General features: G+C 71.2%; 13 protein-coding genes. 4 read left to right on the top strand and 9 right to left on the bottom strand.

The genetic code is table 11. From position 1 onward, the window contains the following. Window positions 1-356 precede the first annotated feature (356 nt). The gene (locus IEY79_RS17235) at window positions 357-2,735 is read left to right on the top strand and encodes a discoidin domain-containing protein (RefSeq protein ID WP_189108538.1); all 2,379 of its coding nucleotides are present in this window, start codon (window positions 357-359) and stop codon (window positions 2,733-2,735) included. A 117-nt stretch (window positions 2,736-2,852) separates the two neighbouring features. Here IEY79_RS17235 and IEY79_RS17230 read toward each other — a convergent pair whose 3' ends face one another. Next, window positions 2,853-3,548, bottom strand: coding sequence for a cupin domain-containing protein (locus tag IEY79_RS17230; protein WP_189108537.1), 696 nt, complete (start codon window positions 3,546-3,548; stop codon window positions 2,853-2,855). Between the two features lie 400 nt (window positions 3,549-3,948). Here IEY79_RS17230 and IEY79_RS17225 point away from each other — a divergent pair, with 400 nt between their 5' ends. Genes IEY79_RS17225 through IEY79_RS17215 form a run of 3 tightly spaced genes read left to right on the top strand, consistent with a single transcriptional unit; the run spans window position 3,949 to window position 8,299 of the window. Next, window positions 3,949-5,514 carry a hypothetical protein gene (locus IEY79_RS17225; protein WP_189108382.1) on the top strand — a complete coding sequence of 522 codons (1,566 nt, stop codon included), beginning with the start codon at window positions 3,949-3,951 and terminating at the stop codon, window positions 5,512-5,514. Continuing rightward, window positions 5,511-6,035: a hypothetical protein gene (locus tag IEY79_RS17220; protein WP_229700926.1), complete on the top strand. Its 525-nt coding sequence runs from the start codon at window positions 5,511-5,513 to the stop codon at window positions 6,033-6,035. Before IEY79_RS17225 ends, IEY79_RS17220 begins: the two co-directional genes overlap by 4 nt. Window positions 6,036-6,055: 20 nt before the next feature. Next, window positions 6,056-8,299, top strand: coding sequence for a hypothetical protein (locus tag IEY79_RS17215; protein WP_189108381.1), 2,244 nt, complete (start codon window positions 6,056-6,058; stop codon window positions 8,297-8,299). 93 nt (window positions 8,300-8,392) lie between these two features. Here IEY79_RS17215 and IEY79_RS17210 read toward each other — a convergent pair whose 3' ends face one another. From IEY79_RS17210 to IEY79_RS17175, 8 genes are all read right to left on the bottom strand, one after another. Further along, window positions 8,393-9,742 carry a protein kinase domain-containing protein gene (locus tag IEY79_RS17210; RefSeq protein WP_189108380.1) on the bottom strand — a complete coding sequence of 450 codons (1,350 nt, stop codon included), beginning with the start codon at window positions 9,740-9,742 and terminating at the stop codon, window positions 8,393-8,395. A gap of 156 nt (window positions 9,743-9,898) precedes the next feature. Next, entirely contained in the window at window positions 9,899-10,804 is a 906-nt protein-coding gene (locus IEY79_RS17205; RefSeq protein WP_189108379.1) for a protein phosphatase 2C domain-containing protein, read from the bottom strand. After that, the gene (locus tag IEY79_RS17200) at window positions 10,801-11,457 is read right to left on the bottom strand and encodes a vWA domain-containing protein (protein ID WP_229700940.1); all 657 of its coding nucleotides are present in this window, start codon (window positions 11,455-11,457) and stop codon (window positions 10,801-10,803) included. The genes IEY79_RS17205 and IEY79_RS17200 overlap by 4 nt, the downstream gene beginning before the upstream one ends. A gap of 202 nt (window positions 11,458-11,659) precedes the next feature. After that, complete coding sequence (locus tag IEY79_RS17195; RefSeq protein WP_189108377.1) at window positions 11,660-14,398, bottom strand: GTPase-associated protein 1-related protein; 2,739 nt, start codon at window positions 14,396-14,398, stop codon at window positions 11,660-11,662. A gap of 114 nt (window positions 14,399-14,512) precedes the next feature. Further along, window positions 14,513-15,478, bottom strand: a complete 966-nt coding sequence (locus IEY79_RS17190; RefSeq protein ID WP_229700925.1) for a carbohydrate ABC transporter permease — start codon at window positions 15,476-15,478, stop codon at window positions 14,513-14,515. After that, window positions 15,475-16,653 (bottom strand): carbohydrate ABC transporter permease, encoded by a 1,179-nt coding sequence (locus IEY79_RS17185; RefSeq protein ID WP_189108376.1) that lies wholly within the window; start codon window positions 16,651-16,653, stop codon window positions 15,475-15,477. The genes IEY79_RS17190 and IEY79_RS17185 overlap by 4 nt, the downstream gene beginning before the upstream one ends. Before the next feature lie 75 nt (window positions 16,654-16,728). Next, the gene (locus IEY79_RS17180; protein ID WP_189108375.1) at window positions 16,729-17,970 is read right to left on the bottom strand and encodes a sugar ABC transporter substrate-binding protein; all 1,242 of its coding nucleotides are present in this window, start codon (window positions 17,968-17,970) and stop codon (window positions 16,729-16,731) included. A 110-nt stretch (window positions 17,971-18,080) separates the two neighbouring features. Then, complete coding sequence (locus IEY79_RS17175) at window positions 18,081-19,130, bottom strand: LacI family DNA-binding transcriptional regulator (protein WP_189108374.1); 1,050 nt, start codon at window positions 19,128-19,130, stop codon at window positions 18,081-18,083. Window positions 19,131-19,157 lie beyond the last annotated feature (27 nt).

Below are 19,157 nucleotides of genomic sequence, written 5' to 3'. Positions count from 1 at the left end.
TTTCATGTCCCGTGTCAAGAATCGTAGGGCCGATCCGGGAGGGCTCACAAGAGGTGCGCGGGGCGCCGGACGGAACGCATACCGTGACTCTGCTTCTTGCTTCGAACAGGAAGAGTTTTGCGGCGTGACGTCGGTCGCGCGGACCGCGAACTACCCCCGCGATCACCAGAGTTGACCGGATCTTGGATCAACCCCCAGGCCAACTTGCGCATATATGAAAGGGAAAGAGCAGTAGAAGGCGCACAAGAATCCTGACCAAGCATCCATTTCTTGCGCAGATTCATAGACTTCCTGCGGAACCACTCCTAGCCTTTTCGCGTCCGCAGAGTCCCCACGAGCCGCAAGGACGTATGTCTGTGACACCTCCCCCGAGACGCCGCCTGCTCCGCCGCGGCATATCCGCCTCACTCTCCGCCACCCTGGCCCTCGCGACGGCGGTGGCCGGGACGGCCGCCGCCGTCGTCATGTCCGCCGCCCCGGCAGCCGTCGCCGCCGGAGTACCCGCGCCCTCCCCCGTCGGCATCCCCGGCCGAGGCGCCACCGTGCCCTTCGTGGAGCACGAGGCCGAGTACGCCGCCACCAACGGCACCCTGATAGGCCCCAACCGGCTGTACGGATCGCTTCCGTCGGAGGCCTCCGGACGTCAGGCCGTGACACTCGACGCGGTCGGTGAGTACGTGGAGTTCACCCTCACCAGGCCGGCCAACGCCATGACCTTCCGCTACTCGCTGCCCGACAACTCCGCGGGGACCGGCCGGGACGCCGGGATCGACGTGCGGGTCAACGGCAACCAGCTGAAGAACGTGCCGGTGACCTCCAAGTACGGCTGGTACTACGGCGGTTACCCGTTCAACAACAACCCCGGCGACACCAACCCCCACCACTTCTACGACGAGACGCGCACCATGTTCGGCTCCACCCTGGCGACCGGTACCAAGGTCCGGCTCCAGGTGTCGTCGACCGCGCAGTCACCGACCTTCACCATCGACCTCGCCGACTTCGAGCAGGTGGCCGCTCCGATCGGCAAGCCCTCCGGCGCGCTGGACGTCGTGGCCGACTTCGGCGCCGACCCGACGGGCGCCGCGGACTCGACCGCCAAGTTCCAGGCGGCGGTGGCCGCCGGGCAGGCGCAGAACAGGACCGTCTACATCCCGCAGGGCAACTTCGAGATCCGCGACCACATCGTGGTCGACAAGGTGACACTGGCCGGCGCCGGACCCTGGTACAGCGTCCTGAAGGGCCGGCACCCCACCGACCGCAGCAAGGCGGTCGGCGTCTACGGCAAGTACGCGAACCAGGGCGGCAGCAGCGACGTCACCCTCAAGGACTTCGCCATCATCGGCGACATCCGTGAGCGCGTGGACAACGACCAGGTCAACGCCATCGGTGGCGCCCTGTCCAACTCCGTCATCGACAACATCTGGATGCAGCACACCAAGTGCGGTGTCTGGGTGGACGGTCCGATGAACAACCTCACCATCAAGAACAGCCGCATCCTGGACCAGACGGCCGACGGTGTGAACTTCCACTACGGCGTCACCAACTCCACCGTCACCAACACCTTCGTGCGCAACACCGGTGACGACGGTCTGGCGATGTGGGCCGAGAACATCCCCAACGTCAACAACAAGTTCACGTTCAACACCGTGATCCTGCCGATCCTGGCGAACAACATCGTCACCTACGGCGGCAAGGACATCACCATCTCCGACAACGTCATGTCGGACACCATCACCAACGGCGGCGGCCTGCACATCGCCAACCGCTATCCGGGTGTCAACTCCGGTCAGGGCACGGCTGTTTCGGGCACCCACACCGCCGCGCGCAACACGCTCATCCGGGCCGGGAACAATGACTTCAACTGGCAGTTCGGTGTCGGCGCGGTGTGGTTCAGCGGGCTCAACGAACCCATCAACAACGCCACGATCAACATCACCGACACCGAGATACTCGACAGCTCCTACGCCGCGATCCATCTGATCGAGGGTGCGACGAACGGGCTGAACTTCAAGAACATCAAGATCGACGGCGCCGGTACCTACGCGCTCCAGATCCAGGCACCGGGCAGGGCCACCTTCGAGAACGTGAAGGCCACCAACATCGCCCAGTCCAACAAGATCCACAACTGTGTGGGCGCCGGATTCCAGATCACCCAGGTCGGCGGCGGGAACTCCGGCTGGTACTCCAATCCGCCAGCCTGCACCGGTGTGTGGCCCGCGCCGGAGTGGACCAACGGCGGTGTGCCCGGCGGGCCGGTGGACCCCGAGGACCCGACGGACCCGCCGACCGATCCCCCCACCGACCCGCCGGGTGACGAGGGCAACCTCGCCGAGGGCCGTCCGGTCACCGCGACCGGCCAGGCGCAGACGTACGGTCCCGGGAACGCCGTCGACGGCAATGCCAACACCTACTGGGAGAGCACCAACAACGCCTTCCCGCAGTCCATCACCGTGGATCTCGGCTCGGCGAAGAACGTCGACCGGCTGGTGCTGAAGCTTCCGCCGGCCGCGGCGTGGCAGACCCGCACGCAGACACTCAGCGTCTCGGGCAGCACCAACAACTCGACCTACACCTCACTCAAGGCATCGGCGGGCGTCACCTTCAACCCGTCGAGCGCCAACACCGCCACCGTCGACCTGCCCGGGACGTCGACCCGGTACGTACGGGTGACCGTGACCGGCAATACGGGCTGGCCGGCCGCGCAGCTCTCCGAACTGGAGGTCTACGCGGACTGATCCGTCCGACGCGGTGCGGTGCGCCGGCCCGACCGGCGCACCGCACCGTCCTCCACTCTCCGCACGGACCGCTCCACGCCGTCCGTTCACCCGCGGCCGTTCATCCCGCGGCCGTTCTCACACCTCGTACGTGTCGAGCCGCCCGCACATCCCGAACTTGCCGTGGGCCTCGGGCAGTCGGGCGTGTACCCGCGCGTCGCCGAGGTGGGACACGTCCCCCTCGGCGAGCCGGCCGAGCTGGGCACCGGTCTGCCGCGTGGCCTCCGCCGCGCCGGACTCCCAGCGCGCCCGCCAGTCGTCGAGCCTCGGGCGTACCAGCGCCCCGGCCGCCCGGTGGAAGTCCAGCAGCGGCTTCTCGTCCCCGGCGTCCCACGCCGCGCGCAGCACCGCGAACCCCTCGACCGCCAGATCCCGCCGACGCCGTGCGAACGCCGCCTGCTCCGTCTCGGTGCCCCCGGGGATCCGTACGGCGCGGCCGTAGGTCTCCGGGTCGGTCAGGTGTTCCGGCGGCAGGGTCAGCACGGCGTCCCCCGCCTCGGGCAGCCCGTTGTTCTGCATCAGTACGACGATCCGCAGACCGTCCTCGTTGACGAGCCGGTGAATGGTGCCCGGGGTGAACCACACCAGCGCGCCCGGCTCCAGCGCGGTGCTCCCGAACCCTTCGGCGGTGAGGGTCTGCACCGCGCCCCGTCCGGCGGTCACCACATACCCCTCGGAGCACGTCAGATGCAGATGCGGGGTGCCACCGTCGAGTCCGTCGGCGGCCTCCCAGTCGTACACGGTCAGATGTGACACGGCGACGGCGCCGGGCAGCCCGGCGAAACCCGAGACCGGACCGGGGGTGGTGGTCTCACCCGCGCCGGTGTCCGCGGCTGCCCCTGTACCCGTGTGTGCGGATGAGCCGGTGCTGTACGTCGTCAACACTCCCCCTTCGGGCCAGCCGAGTAAGCGCTTTCTGTCAGAAAGTAGGTCCGCCCTGTGCCGCTGTCAACGGCGGGTACGGCGGCAGGGCGGGAGGGGCGCACGGTGGAGATCACGGCTGTGGGATCCTCAACTCGGCCTGGGCGATACGCTTTCGCGACGACCAGCCACAACGCGAGGAACCACCGCCACCTCGGGGGCGTCCCCCCATGAGGTGTCGCGGCGAGGTGGGCCGCCGGGCCGTACGACGGTGCACGTACACGGGGAACACCCGATTCAGGGGGAAACAGGGTTGGCACAGGTATCACCCAACACGGCGCAGGCGGACCCAGAGCAGAGGAAACTGGCGGCGGAGCTGAGGACTCTCGCCGCCGAGCCCGCCTTCGAACTGCGCAGTGCTGAACTCATCGACCTCGCGAAAGACCTGGAGCAGCGGACCCGCCTCGACCGCTGGGCCGACGTGGACCTGGTGGGGTCCTACGTACGCCCGGAGAGTCTGGCCCAGCCGCCCGCGGCCCACCGCGCACCGCTCCACACACAGCTCCGGACCACACTGGCGGCGAAGTCCGGCGCCAAGGCAGTCGTACGGACGGTGCGCGAGGAGATGCGCCGGCGTCCCGTCCGCGAGGGCTCCCTGGAGGCCCTGCTGGGTGTTCTGGTGTTCGTCCCGCTGCTCATCACCTGGTTCGGACTGCGGGAAGCGGTGCGCGCCTACGGTGAGTTGAGCCAGGAGAATCCGAAGGAAGCCACCCGGCCGTTCCTCCAGCTGTGGCAGACGGGCTTCGGCGGGCATCTCTCCTCGTCGGGCCGGTTCGAGAACGTGGCGCTGATGGCGGTCGTGCTGATCAGCCTGCTGGTGGTGCTCTCGGTGTGGCACGCCCGCGCGCGCTCGCGCGGCGACCGGGCGGAGGCGAAGCTGAACGGGGAGCAGGAGTATCTGCTCGGCCGGCTGGCGTCCCTGCTCACCCGGATCCAGCTGACGCTCGTGCCTCATCGCGCCGCTTCTCCCCAGCAGTTCACGGCGGGGCTGAGCAAGGCCGCCACCCGGATGGAGTCGCTGGCGTCCCGCGCCGACCGCAGTCACAACTCGCTGGTCACCTCGGCGAAGGCGCTGGAGGACGCGACCACCTCGCTGGAGAACGCCGCCGTCGCGCTGACCGGCGAGCTGCCGAAGCTCGGCACGGTGGCGGACCGTATCGAGGCGGCCGTACGGGGCGGTCAGGCGGCGACCATGCGGGCGGGTGCCGAGAACCAGGCCGCGGCCGGCCGGATCGCCGACCGCGTCAAATCGGCGGGCGACACGGTGGAGGCGTCCCTCAAGGCGCTCGCCGCCGCCCAGCAGACGCTGGCCACGAAGTCGGAGGCGGTGGCGCAGGCCACGGAGCGCGCCTCGCAGGCACTGGTGGACAGCGCCGGGCGTACGAACGAAGCCGTCGACGGGATGCGGGAGGCGACCGAGCGCTGGGACGCGGCCGCGGCCCACTGGCAGGACGCGGCGGCCCGGCTGGACACCGGGCTGCGCGGGCTGGCGGTGCCCCGGGCCGAGTCCGGGATGCCGCCCGACCCGGGCTCCGGCCCTGGAACCGGCCCGGCTCCGGACCCGGCGCCCGACTCGTCCGCCGCGCCGACGCTTCCGGGCGGGCGGGCGTACGGGGCGGGTTTCGAATACGACACACCCACGGAACGGCTCCTGCTGACGGGCGCGAACGGGGGAGCGAACGGCGGGACGAACAACGGGGCGAACGCGAGTTCCAACGGCGGGGCGGGGGCCGTTCCTGACGCGCCGACGACTCCCGGCATCCCCCAGCAGGGTCCGGCGCGTCCGCCGTATCCGCCGCAGGACGAGGTGGGCCCGTGAGCCGTCCCGTACGCCGGGTGGGCCAACTGGCGGGACGGGTACGGCGCGGCGGGCGGCCCGGCGTCATCATGCTGGCCGGCTGGCTCTTCGCCGACCTGGTACTGGTGCTCGCCCTGGTGTCGATGGCGGACCGCCCGGACCCGCTGGCCGCCCGCGCAGGCGGCAAACCGTCGCCGTCCCGCTCCGCCTCGCCCTCACCGTCGCCGACCTCGTCCCCCGCCGGGCCGAGGTCGGTGGAGCTGAAGCCGCAGCAGATCCGGGTGAGGGGCGGCGAGACCAAGGACATCGTCTCCCAGATCAACAAGGGCACGAAGAAATGGCCTGGGCGCACCGCCGCGCTGGTCCTGACCTTCGGTGGCAGCCAGGGCGGCACGGAGTACGCGCACCGGGTCAACTCGCTGCTCAGCGAGGCCCGTCCGGGGATGTTCTCCAAGAAGACGGCGACGGACGACTTCCACGATCTCGGCGAGCCCGCCAACACCGCGATCATCCGGATCTACTTCTACACCTCGCCCCGCTGACCGGGCGGCCCGGTGCCGGTGTGAGAACCGGCCCTGGTGCCGCGACGAACGAGAGGACCCACGGCGTGGAGCGGTGGCGGCCCGGTGCACGGGCGGAAGGCACGAGCGGCGGTACGGACGGGCGGCGGCTGCCGCTGCCCGTACTGCCGCAGTTCCCCGGTATGCGGGGCTTCGCCGACCTGGACTCGGTGATCAGCCGGCTGGGGTTCCGGCATGCAGCGGATCTGCTGCGGGGGCCGGCCGTGGAAGCCGGCACGAGTCCGTTCGCGACGCTGCCCAAGGCCACGACGGACGACGGGTTCCGGATCCTGGACGGCCTGTGGTTCCCGGCCAGAGGGCGTGCGTGGACGCGGGTGGACCTGCGCCACGTCCAGGAGACGGCCGAGCGCTGGCGTACCTCGACCGATCCGCGGGCCGGGACGGCCGCGGCCCTGATGGACACCATGGAGACCGTCGTCCGTGACGATCCGATGGGGCCGCGCCGCATCGTGCTCTGGCAGGTGTGCCGCGAGCTGAAGGACAGGGCCGGGGGGCCGACCGCGGAGGCGGCGGAGGCGCTCGGGGTGCACAGCACGGACGCCGCGGCGCTGGCGTCCGCCGTCGCGGCGGGCTTCATGGGCAAGGGGCCGGTCCGTGACGCGGCCGAGTCGATCAACGAGGTGTGGCCCGGTGACCGGCTGCGGGAGGCCCAGCGGATCGCCGATCTCCTCCCGGCACAGCCGACCGACCATGTCCTCGCGAATCTCCGGACCCGGCTGAACGACCGGGCGGCGGCGGTGGACCGGCTGATGGCCGAGGCGCGGCGGCTCGGGACGCTCGGCGAGCTGCGCGCGGCGACGGTCTCCTGGCTCGCGGCGGTGCGGCGGGCGGCCGACGACGAGCGGGCGATGGCGGGCCTGCTGGGCGCCGCCACGCTGCTCGCGGACGAGCGGCACTCCGCCGACGCGCGGGAGCCCGTCGACTCGGCGCTGCGGGTGACCGTCGAGCGGCGGGCCGTCACGCTCGGATGGACGGCGGCGCGGCTGCCGCGTGACACCGCCCGGCTCGGGGGCCCGGTCTCCTACCGGGTGCTCCGGTTCATGGACGGCGCGCCCGAGCGGACCGTCGAGGTGCCGTACACGGACTCCTCGCTCTCGGTGCTCGACCCGGACGCCCCGATCGGCAGGCGGGTGCGGTACGCCGTACTGCCGCTGCGCCGGGGACAGTTGGCGGGGGTGCCGCGGATCACCGCCGCTGTGCTGCTGGTGCCGGACGTGGAGGAGGTCCGCGCGGTGCCGGTGCCCGACGGCGTACGGCTGGAGTGGCGCGCGCACCCGGCGGCCACCGGGTTCAGGGCGGTGCGTTCGATGCCGCGCCGGGCCGGGCAGGCGGAGCCCTCCGGGGAGCCGACGGACGGTGTACCGGTCGACGGGTTGACGGTGCCGGCCGGACCCAAGGGGTTCGTGGACCGCCCGCTGCGGCCCGGAACGTATCTGTACGAGATCTCGTGCGGCTACCCTGCGGTCCCCGATCTGCCGGGCGACGGCGGGGAGTTGGTGTGGTCGCCGGGGCTGCGTGTCGCGGCGACCGCCGTGGACTGGCCCTCGCCGGTGGAGGACGTCACCGTACAGCGCCTCGAAGACGGCACCGTGACCATCGACTGGCGTCCGCCGGCGCGGGGGAACGGCCGTCTGGTGGAGTGGCCGGGTCCGGCGACGACCGTGGGTGACGATGTGTCAGGTACTCCGGCCGCGCTGTCGGCACCGGGTGAGGGCCCGGTGAGTGTGGTGCCCGAGGTGCGTACCCGGGTCCGGATGACGCCGGTCAGCGTGCTCGGTGACAGGGCGGTGGCCGGGTCGAGCGTGCTGGTCGAACGGCCCGGCACGGTCGAGGACCTGACGGCTCGTCGAACGGTGCCGGGCACGGCGGAGCTGCGGTTCCGCTGGCCCGAGCCCGCGGTCCTCGTGCTGGTGGTGTGGGAGCAGGAGGGGCGGCGGCAGGAGACGCGGGTGGCGCGCAGCCGCTATCTGGCCGAGCGGCGCGTCGAGATCCCGCTGACCGGCCGGCCCTGCCGCGTCGAGGTGAGCGCGGTGCCCCGCCCGGACGCGGTCTCCATTCCGGCGGTCCCGGCGACGACATCGCTGCCGCATCTGCCCGAGCCGCCCCCTCAGCCTCCTCGCAACAGCCGCGGCCTGGCACTGCTGTCGTTCCCGTGGACGCCGTGGAGCAGTGGGGGCGCGCCCCGTGGCCGCCCGTGGTGGCGCCGCTGGCTGCCCCGGGCGTAGCGGGGGCTGAGCCTTCGAAGCCCGGCTACAGCCCCGTCCCCCGTCCCGGCCGCTGTCAGTGGTACGGGTGGCGCGGGGCCACCCGTCGCGCTGTCAGGCGTGGACCTCCGCCTCCGTGCCGCCGCCGAACTCCAGCAGCAGCCCGGGGCGCAGTGCCACGGTGCGCCCGGGGCCGACCTCCTGGACCGTGCCGTCGTCACGGCGGACCGTCCACTGGAGCGTCGAACGGTTGGTGAGCCCGAACCGCCCGCGCTGCTGCGGGTGTTCGGTCATCTCCCCCACCACGGCGGTGAAGTCGTGCCGCTCCGGGTCGTCCACCAGATGGTGGGCGTACACCCGCGCCTGTGGGTCGAGCCGGATGCCCCGGCGGGTACGCAGGGCGCCCCGGCCGGTGACGACTTCGAGCTTCGGGGGAAGCAGGACCGTGTTGCCGCACTTCCAGCAGTCGGGGGCCGGGCCGTCGGGCTGGGTCATGTTCTGCCGGCCGCAGGACGCGCAGATGGTGATCGCGTCCAGCACCCGGCTCAGCGCGTCCCGCCACTGGGACTCGCGGACCCGCATGGACGGCGTGTCGAGTCCCCGGGTGAAGGTCTGCACGAACAGGTCCCGCAGGATCTTCGGCAGCGCGCCCCACGTCGCGATGACGGTCGGGTGCTCGCCGGGCACGGGCCTGTTGCCCGTGTCGGCGGGGTCGTAGATGAACAGCGGGTGGGTGCCGTACATCTTGCGCTTGGCCGCCTCGTCCATGCAGCGGATCTTCAACGCCTGTGCGCCGTCGAGCGGGTGATGGTTCATCAGGAGCAGGAAGAGCAGCACGGCGAGCGAGTGCAGGTCGGTCTGGATGCCGGGCTGCGCGCCCTTGTCACCGCGCACCAGCTCGGGGGCCATGAAGTCCATCGTCCCGGCCACGGCGGCGGCTTCGCCGTCCACCACGGCGTTGTCGTTGTCGCACACCAGCACATCGCCGGTGGTCGGGTCGAAGAAGATGTTGCCCCAGTTGATGTCGCGGTAGGCGATGCCCTTGGAGTGCAGGGTGAAGTACGCCTCGACGGTGTGCAGTGCGGCGGCGACGAGCGTACGCAGGGTGGTCGCCGCCACGGAGGCGTCACGGCGGAAGAGGGCGGGCAGGTCGTGGAAGCGCTGGGGCCGTACGTCCATCAGATAGCCGAAGCCCGGGTACGAGGCCGACGGGTCCATCACGACCGTCTGCGGCCAGAGGAACCGGTCGTCGCCCCAGCCGTGGTGGATGAGCCCTTCGAGGATCTGCCGCTGCCTGGCGTCGGCCAGTTGCGGGTAGTACCACTTCACGGCCCGGTCGCCGTGCGGCGTCCGCACCCGGTAGACCTCGCCCTGGCCGCCCGAGCCGAAGAGCTCGGCGACGGTGACCTGCTCCCCGGCTTCGGTGACCAGGGTCTGTCCGGCTGCGAGCATGCCGTTCGCCATGCTGTACCTCTCTGCTTCAGTGCGAGTCCGCGTTGTGGGTGCGTGTCCACGTCGGCGTGCGCGTGCGTCGTCGGTGCTTGTGTGTGTCGTTGCCGCGTGTGTGGGTCGTTGGCGCGTGTGTGGGTGGGGACGTGTGTGGGTCGGTGAGTGTCTGCGTCAGTGCGAGTCGTCGTTGTCGGGGCCGGGGCGGGCGGGGGTGCGGCCGATCACCGGGAAGGCGCCCGCCAGCGTCGCGTCGTCGCCGGAGTATTTCGCCGCGTGGCCCAGCCAGTCGGGGAGTTGGGCCTGGACGGCCGCGACGCCGTGCGACGCGGCGCGCGAGCGCACCCCGCTCGCGAAGGCGAGGAACCCCTCGTGGTCGGCGAAGCTCTTGGAGAGTCCGTCGGTGGAGATCAGCACGCCCGGCGGCGGCCCGCCGCCGGTCAGCGGCTGCCAGTGCAGCCGCGCCTTGCGCCAGGCCTCGGGCTCGCAGAGCGATTCGGTCTCGTCGCCCATGTCGGGGCCGGTGTACAGCGGCATCCGGGTCGTGCCGTCCTCGTCGACGAGGACGATGTCACCGTCTCCCAACTGCCAGCAGACCAGGAGCCGTTCGGTGAGTACGACTCCTATCAGCGTGCTGCCGTAGACGGCGAGGTCGGCCTCCGGCGCGGATCCCCCGGCGGCTGCCGGGGCCGGACCGCTCGACGTGGTGTTTCCGCCGTGCGCCGGGGAGTTCGCCTCGTGCGTCAGGACACGGCGGCGCCAGGCGTGCACGACCTGTTGCGGGAGGGTACGGGCCTCGGCGAGCAGCCGGGGCAGGTTCGCCGCGTCGTCCCCGCGCCGTACGGCCTCCTGCGCGTACACCCGGGCGCAGGAGGTGAACTTCTCCACGGCCCAGCGCGCGCCCATCTCACTGCGGAAGTGCGCGCGCGACCCGTGGCCGTCGGCGACGGCCAGCACAACGGCCCGGCCGCCCGCGGTGACGAGGGCCTGGCCCCGGTCCTGGCTGAACTTCTTGGCGACTCCTTTGACTCCCCCGTCGAGGAGTTCCCACACAGCGGCGGATGTCCCGGTGGCGCTCACCAGATGTCGGTCTCGTCCTTGGTGAGCGGCACGACGGGCGAGACGTTCACGGGTGCGGCGTCCTCGATCTTCGGCGCCGACGCCTCCTTCACCACCGCGGTGGACATCCAGCGGATCGCGGCGGCCAGCTGGCGCGGGTTCTTGGCGAGCAGCGGTTCGAGTTCGGGATTGCCCAGAAACTCCTTGAGCATGCTCTTGTCCGCGTCGTCGCCGATCGCGACCGCGACGCGCACGGCACGCTTGCCCCACGGCGTGTCGTCGATGGCGCGCAGTCCCGAGCGCCAGTCGTCGGTCGGCTGGCCGTCGGAGACGAGGGCCAGGACGGGCGGCAGGGCGCGCTGCGGCATCGGCGGGGTCTGGAGCGCGGCGGCGGCCATCCGGAAGGCGGCGCCCATGTCCGTGGCGCCGTAGGTGTGCACGTCGTCCCAGGTGAACCGGTCCACGGGGGTGGGCTCCTCGATGTGCCAACTCGCCCCGCTGGCGAAGGAGATGGCGCGGACGAGCAGTGAGGCGGCCGGGTTGGACTGGGCGGCCTGCTGCATCTCCGGAATGGCCTCACGGATGGCGAAGTTCAATTCGCCGATCTTGCCGTTCACTCCCATGGAGCCCGAGCAGTCGAGCATCCAGATGAAGTGTGCCGGGCGGCTGGCCATGCTGCCGCCGGGCACGTCGAGAATGATGGTCACGCTGGTCCTCTCCCCCGAGGCGGCCCGTTCGCACGCCTGGTTCTGCCTGTGTGGTGCGTCCGGTGGTGATGTGTGTGCGGTGTTGTGGTGGCGCTGAAAGCCTAGGCCCGAAAGCCTAGTTGAGGGTGCCCGGGTACGTGTGCTGAGCAGGGATATTGAGCGCCCCCGGTCAGCGCGGTGGATGCGAGGGTGAGTACCCGGGCGGGTACTTGGGCGGGAGCGGGGGCAACTCGCCCGACGGGGGCGGTGGTGGCCGGCCGGGGACATGCGGGGTGGGCGGGGGGCCCGGCTGCCCGGGACGGTGACCGGGCCCGTGGCCCTCTCCGTGGCCGGTCCGCTGCCCCGGTCCGTGACCCTGCCCTCCTTGCCCCTGGCCCTGTCCCGGTGAGTACGAGGCGGGGGCGCCCGGGAGCTGGGTGTCCCGGCTGCCGCCGACGGCCATGCGATGGGACCAACGCAGCCAGCTCTGAAGCCAGTTGTTCGACCGTCCCACCAGCCGGGTGGCGACCGCGCCGCGCTGCTCGTCGCTCATCCGGCGCAGCACCACACCGATGGTCTGCCGGAGCAGGTCGTCGACCATCGCGTGCCATTCGCGGGAGGATCTGGTCAGGTCCTTGCGCCACACGTAGAAGAGATCGGCGATGATCTCCGGCTGTGCGGCCATGCCTCTGATCTTGGCGTCGTCGGCGAAGTCGGCCTGAACGGCGGCCCGGTAGTGCTGCTGCAACGCCGGTTCGCCGGTGGCGAGGTACGACAGCGCGCCCGACTGGTAGAGCTCTTGGGGCGGGAGGGCGGCGAAGCCGCGTGCCAGCAGGTACTGGACGCCGTCCCACACCGGCCCGTCCACGGGCGAGGCGGCCCGCCGCAGCTCGCCCAGGCTGTCCACGACATCCCTGGGCGCGCGGCCCGTCCGTGCGAAGTCGTCGGCGGTGACGAGCAGTTGAGCGGTGGCGCGCTCCCGCCCGGTCAGCTCCGGCCGGCGGTGGACCGCCTGGGCGAACTCGACGAGCTCACGGTCGAACCGTCCGGGCGAGGTGAGCCACGCCAGGAACCGGGTGCCGAGATTGGCGGCGAGAACCGCCTCCGCGCCGCAGATGCGGAGTATGGCCGGGAAGTCTCGCCGCTCCGGCTGGCCCGCCCCCCAGACGAGCCCCCACAGGGTCTCCAGAGTCGGCGGGTCGGTCGCGGCCGAGACGGCTGCCCCGGGCGCGGGTTCGGCGAGTTTCGCGAACAGGTCGACGCCGCGCAGATGGTGCGGCGGCCCACCCCACCGCACGGCCAGTTCGACCACGCGCACGGAGGGCGGGGCGATGTCGAGACGGGACCGTACCCACTCGCCGTGCGGCGACATCAGCAACTCCCGCAGGAGGTGGCTCCGTCGGCCCGACGTCTCGACGGCGATCTTCGCGAGGACGCGTCGGTTCAGCCCTTGGTGGCCCACGCTCTTCAGGACGGCGACCGCGTCGGCGCACTCGGGGACACGGGGCTGGAGCAGGACCCGGACGAGTCTGTTCACCGCGTCCTCGACCCCGGAGCCCTGGGGGCCGTGCAGGACGAGCGCGAGATGCAGTGGCCCGGCCCAGGCGGAGACCGGACCGCGCAGTCTGTGCCCGAGGCCCTTGTCGAAGCGGGCTCCAAACTCGGAGCGCAGCGACCGCTGCGCCGCCTCGCCGAGTGGCAGACCGACGAGCGGGTCGTGCCGGAGTCCGGTGTCCTGGTCCAGCGCGGCGGCGAGCCGCCGTCGGGCGAGGGCGAGCGCCAGCGGGTCGGTGACGCTCTCGGGGCAGTGTTTGCCGAGTTCCTGGCAGACCCGGGTCAACTCCTCCACGGCCGGGGCTCCTTGGGCCGGGTCCTGGGCGGCGGAGGCGAGCGAGGCGATCACGGCGTGCAGGGACTCGCCCTGGAGTGCGGTGAACCCCTCCCCCGACGCCGTTCCCATCCGCAGGAGTTGGGGCACGAGCGCGGCGAGGTCGAACGGGTCGGCGGCCTCCGCCGTACCGGCCGAGGAGGCGCCGGACGCCGATGAGCCCGCGGCGGAGGGTACGGCGGCCGGGCCGGGCGGGGCGGCCCGGCTCGTCGAGAAGGTGGTGGCCCCGGGTGTCGGCGGCGTCCCCGCCTGCCACAGCGCGGCCGTCAACTCGGCCCAGGGATCGGGGACGTACGGACTGCCCGGCCCCCCGAGACCGTCGTGGACCCGGTACAGATGCCCGACGAGCAGCGGATCGTGCCGGTCGAAGGACGAGTCGGGGCCGATCCCGATGATCTGCTGAGGCGCCTCGTGCGGTTCGTCGGCGCCGGTGACGAACGTCAGCTCCCTGGCACGGTGTTCGGGCAGCGACGCGCAGGCGAGGGCGATCCAGCGGACGATCGTCTCCGGGTCCTCCTCGGCGATGACGATCTGCCGGCCCGCGGGGTCGGCCCACAGGCGTCGTACGTCGGCGAGGAACGGCGCCACGCGCGAGGACTGCTCCTGGGCGAAGCGCACGAGCATCTCGCGGCCGAAGTGCCCTTCCGGAACGGGCAGCGGGTCCCCGTGCTCGTCGGCCGGCCCCGGACTTTCCCATGACCGGGAGCGCCAGGTGTCGATCGGCCACATCCGGTCGAAGCCGGCGGCGCCCGCCGGGAGGTGCAGGATCTCGATGAACTGCCGCTGTCCGTCGGGGTCTTCGCCGTCGGCGCGGCCGTTGCACAGGAGGCTTCCGCCGGCCGGGAGCCGGCTGCAGCTGAGGACCCCGTGCGGTGTGCGGCGATGGGTGAGGTCGAGGATCTGCTCGACCTGCGCGAGCAGATCCTCGGAAACCCCTGTCCCACCCCCCGGCGGCGGCTCCGGCGACCGGAGCGGCCGCAGGCGGGCGCTGCCGGTGTCCGGCTCCCGGTCGAGCAGGTAGCTGAGACGGCGGATGACCATGCCATATTCTGACCAGCCCTCTCACCCGGCCGCAGGCGGTCCGCGAAGTTTGTCCAAGCCGATACCCTTCTCGGCCCCCGGCACCCTTCTCCGCCGCCTGCGCGCTCCCCCGGCCTACTCCTTGACCGCCCCCGAGTTCGCACTCCGTACGAAGTGACGCTGGAAGGCGAAGAAGAGGACGGCCACCGGGATGGTCGCCAGCAGGGCCGCGGTCAGCTTGAGCGGATACTGCGTCCCGCTGCTGAGGCTGCCGGAGACGAAGGACGCGAGGCCGGTCGTCAGCGTCTGGTACTGCGGAGACTGGGTCGCGACCAGGAAGTGTGTGAACTCGTTCCACGATCCCTGGAACGACAGGATCGTCAGGGTGATCAGGGCGGGCTTGGCCATCGGCAGCACCACCGACCAGAAGGTGCGGAAGACACCGGCCCCGTCGATCCGGGCCGCCTCCTCCACCTCCCTGGGGATGGAGAGGAAGAACTGCCGCATGATGAACACCCCGGCCGCGTCAACCAGCAGGGGGACGATCATCCCGGCGTACGTGTCGAAGATGCCCAGTTGGTTGAGGACGAGGAACTTCGGGATCAGCAGCACCACGCCGGGGACCGACATCACCGTCAGCAGCCCGTTGAAGAGCAGGTTGCGTCCGCGGAAGTCGAGCCGGGCCAGCGCGTAACCGGCCAGCGAGTCGAAGAAGACCCGTCCCGCGGTGATGAAGAGGGTGACGAGGACCGAGTTGCCCAGCCAGGTGCTGAACGGCACGGCGTCCGCGGCGTTCCCGAGTCCGAACAGCCGCCGGTAGGACTCCAGCGAGAACGGGTTCGGCAGCAGGGACAGCGGATTGGCGGCCGCGTCCGGGTCGGTCTTGAACGACGTCACGATCTGGATGGCGAAGGGGAGCAGATACAGCAGCCCGACGCCCGTGAGCAGCAGATAGAGCGCGACGAGCAGGATCCGCCGGCCGGCGCCCCGCGGGGGGCGCGGCCCCGCGGGAGAGCTGCTGGTGGCCCGCGGCGCCCAGGTCCCGGGGTTCGTCGGCTTCGCCCGGCTCGTCGGGGTCGGCATGGTCGGCGGCGTACTCATGAAGCCCTCCGGCGTACGGCCCCGAAGCGCCTGCCGGCCCGGACCGGCTTGTCGCGGTCGCGCAGCAGCACACGCTGGATCAGGGTCATCACCATGATGATCGCCAGCAGGATGAAGGCGATGGCCGCGGCGCGGCCGTATTCGGAGTCCCCGAATCCCGCGGTGTAGGAGAGGAAGGCGGGGGTGAGGGTGGTGTTGCCCGGGGCGCCCTGGCTCATCACGTACACGGCGTCGAAGATCTGCCAGCTGCCGATCAGGCCGAGCGTGACCACCAGGAAGATCACCGGCCGGAGCGCGGGGATGGTGACGTTGCGGAACGACTGCCAGCGGTTGGCGCCGTCCAGCAGGGCGGCCTCCTCCAGCTCGGCGGGCACGTCCTGCAGCGCGGCGAGGAAGATCAGCATGTAGGTGCCGGACGACGTCCAGACGATCAGCATGATGACGGTGCACATCGCGATGGACGGGCCGGACAGCCAGTCCCACCAGGAGAGTCCGAGGAAGCCGTTGGACGCGAGCGCCGCGGTCGGCTTGTCGGGATCGACGATGCCGAGGCCGCCGAGGATCGTCCAGACGAGGCCGTTGGCGTCGGTGAACCACTTGGGTCCGGTGATGCCGACCCACTTCAGCAGCGCGTTGACGGCGCCGCTGCCCTGGAACAGGAAGAGGAAGACCGTGGAGATGGCGATGGAGCTGGTCACCGAGGGGAAGTAGAAGATCGTCCGGAAGAGGCTCTTGCCCTTGACCCGGCGGCTGTTGACGGCCACGGCGAGCGCGAGGGCGAGGATCGTCTGGAGCGGTACGGCCAGCAGGACGAAGTAGAGGTTGTTGCGGACCGAGGTCATGAACAGCGTGCGGTCGAGGCCGTCGGTGGCCAGAACGTTGGAGTAGTTGTCGGTCCCGACGAAGTCGGCGGCGCCGGTGAAGGGGTTGGACTGCCCGTCCCAGTTCAGCAGGCTGACCCACAGGGCCATCCCGATGGGCAGCAGCAGGAACAGTCCGAGGACCAGCACCATCGGGCTCACGAAGAGCCAGCCCCACAGCCCCTGCCGGCCCTTGATGCCGGACGCGGAGCCGCGGCGGGGCCGGCGCCGGCCCCCGGCCCCGGTACTTCCGTCGCCTCCGGCCGGGGCGGGCGGCGCCGCGACAGAACCGCTGCCGCTGCCGTACTGACTCATGCGCTTTCTCTCTCCTCCTGCACCCGCCGGGGACCGTGCGCCCCGGCGGGTGTCGTACACGGTGGGGCCTGCCCGTCAGCCGTTGCTCTTGAGGACCTGTTCACCGTTGGTCTGCAGGTCGCCGAGGATCTTCCTGGGGTCGGCCTTCGCCAGCCCCGCCAGGTCCGTGTCGAACTGCTCCAGCACCTTGGTGAAGCCAGGCAGTGTGACCGGGCCCTGCGCGTAGGCGGAGCCGTCCACGAACGCCTTGTCCTGCGGGTGCCGCTTCTCGTACGTCGCCAGTGCGCTGGTGCGCGAGGGCATCACGCCGTACGCGTCGGCGAACGTCACCTGCTGCTCGGCGGTGGTGAAGGCCTCGACGAGCGAGACGGCCGCGTCCCGGTGGGAGCTCTTGTTGGCGACACCCCAGCAGGTGCTGAAGGAGAGCGTGCCCTGGTCGGCCGGGCCCTTGGGCAGCGGAACGACCGTGTAGTCGACGTCCGGGTAGTCGTTGGTCATCGCGCCGGTCAGCCAGTTGCCCTCGATGGTCATGGCGGCCTTCTGCGCGCCGAACGCCTCGCCGCCCCAGCCCGCGTCGACCTGCTTGGGGTAGGTGAGCACACCGTCGTTGAGCAGCTTCTTGACGTACGTCAGCGCCTCGACGTTCTCGGGGCTGTCGGCCGTGATCTCGGTCTGGTCGGCGTTGGTGATCCAGCCGCCGGCCTGCTTGAGGAAGGGGCCGAGCTGGTTGTACGAGCTGTTGACGACGAGGCCGCTGACCTTGTCGGTGGTGAGCTCCTTCGCGACCTTCGTCAGATCGTCCCAGCTCTTGGGGTAGTCGGCCTCGGTGAGTCCGGCGGCCTTCCACATCTTGGTGTTGATCGCCAGACCGAGGGTGGAGCTGTCCTTGGGCGCGCAGACGAACTTGTCCTCGTAGCTGAAGGAGTTGCGCAGCGTGGCGGAGAAGTCGTCCTTGTCGGTGAGCTTGTCACCGTACGCGTACAGGGAGTTGCCCTTGGCGTAGTTGGCGAAGACCGACGAGCCGACGTAGAAGACGTCCGGCGGCTTGCCGCCGGCCAGCGACTGGCCGAGCTGCTGGTCGAGGTTCTGCGCCGGTACGACCGTGACGGTGTTGCCGGTCTTCTTCGCCCAGGCGGCGGCCGCGGCCTTGACCGCGTTCGTCTCGGCGTCGCCGGAGGAGCCGATCATCACGGTCAGCTTCTGCTTCTCGGAGCTGTCCTGTTCGGCGCCGCTGTCGCTGCCGAAGTCGGACGAACATCCGGCTATGAGGAGCGCGCCGCACACTGCGGCGGCGGTCGCGGCTCTGTTCTTCTTCATCTGCTTCTCTCTCCAGCTGTCGCTGTCGGGGACGTGCTGTCGGGGTCTTCGGGGACGGGGGCGGCGCGGGGGGTGGATCGGTGCGGGGGGCGGGGATCGGGGACGCGGGGTCAGGGCCGGTGCTCGGCCGACGAGCTCTCCCTGACGATCAGTTCGGGCGCCAGCAGCACGCGCTCGGGTGCGGCGGCCGGGTCCTTGATGCGGTCCATCAGGATCCGCGTGCAGGCCCGGCCGACCTCGTCCAGCGGCTGGCGAACGCTGCTGAGACTCGGCGAGAGGAGCCGGGCGGCGGGCGAGTCGTCGAAGCCGACGACCGCCACGTCACGCCCCGGACTGAGCCCGGCGTCCCGCAGCGCGCGGTAGCAGCCGAGCGCCAGGGTGTCGCTCGCCGCCACCACCGCGGTGGCGCGGCCCACGACGCGGGCGACCGCGCTGCGGGCGGCGTCCACCTCGTCCACGGACGACACCCGCAGGTCGCGTACGGGCAGATGGTGCCGGCGCATCGCCTCGCGCCAGCCGCCGGCCCGGTCGTCACCGACGCCCGAGCCGCGCGGCCAGCCCAGGAAGGCGATCTTCCGGTGCCCGGCGGCCACCAGGTGGTCGACGGCGGCGGCGGTGCCGTGCGCTCCGTCCACGTCCACCCAGTCGCCGGTGTCCTTCGCAGACCAGCGGCCGAACGCGACGAACGGAACCCCCTTCTTGTGCAGCCAGCCGGGCCGCTTGTCGCCGCGGTAGGTGTTGTTGAGGACGAACCCGTCGACGGAGTGCTCCCGGAGCAGTTCGTCGTAGCGTTCGGCCTCGTCGTCCGCGCCGAGGAGCGCGGCGAAGAGCAGGATGCGGTAGCCGGCCTGGTCCGCCGAGTCCGACAGCGCGTGCAGGAAGTGGTCGGACACGGGCGTCGACAGACCGGGCGGCGTGGGCTGGACGCCGTATCCGATCAGTCTGCTGGAGCGTGTGCGCAGTGAGCGCGCGGCGCGGTGGGGCCGGTAGTCCAGCTCGTCAAGCGCCTCGCGGACCCGCTTGAGGGTTCCGGGCGCGAGGAGTTCGGGCGAGTTCAGCGCGTTGGAGACCGTCTGCGTGGACACCCCTGCCCTCTGGGCCACGAGAGCCAGGGTGACCGGCCCTCCCTTGCGCCCGCCTGCCGACGTCGTACGTGCCACCAACGGCCTCCGTTCCACGCACGGCGA

Source organism: Streptomyces camponoticapitis, from assembly GCF_014646115.1.
Taxonomy (GTDB): Bacteria; Actinomycetota; Actinomycetes; order Streptomycetales; family Streptomycetaceae; genus Streptomyces; species Streptomyces camponoticapitis.
Note: the sequence above shows the minus strand (reverse complement) of the source record. Positions and strands in the feature narration are given on the sequence as shown.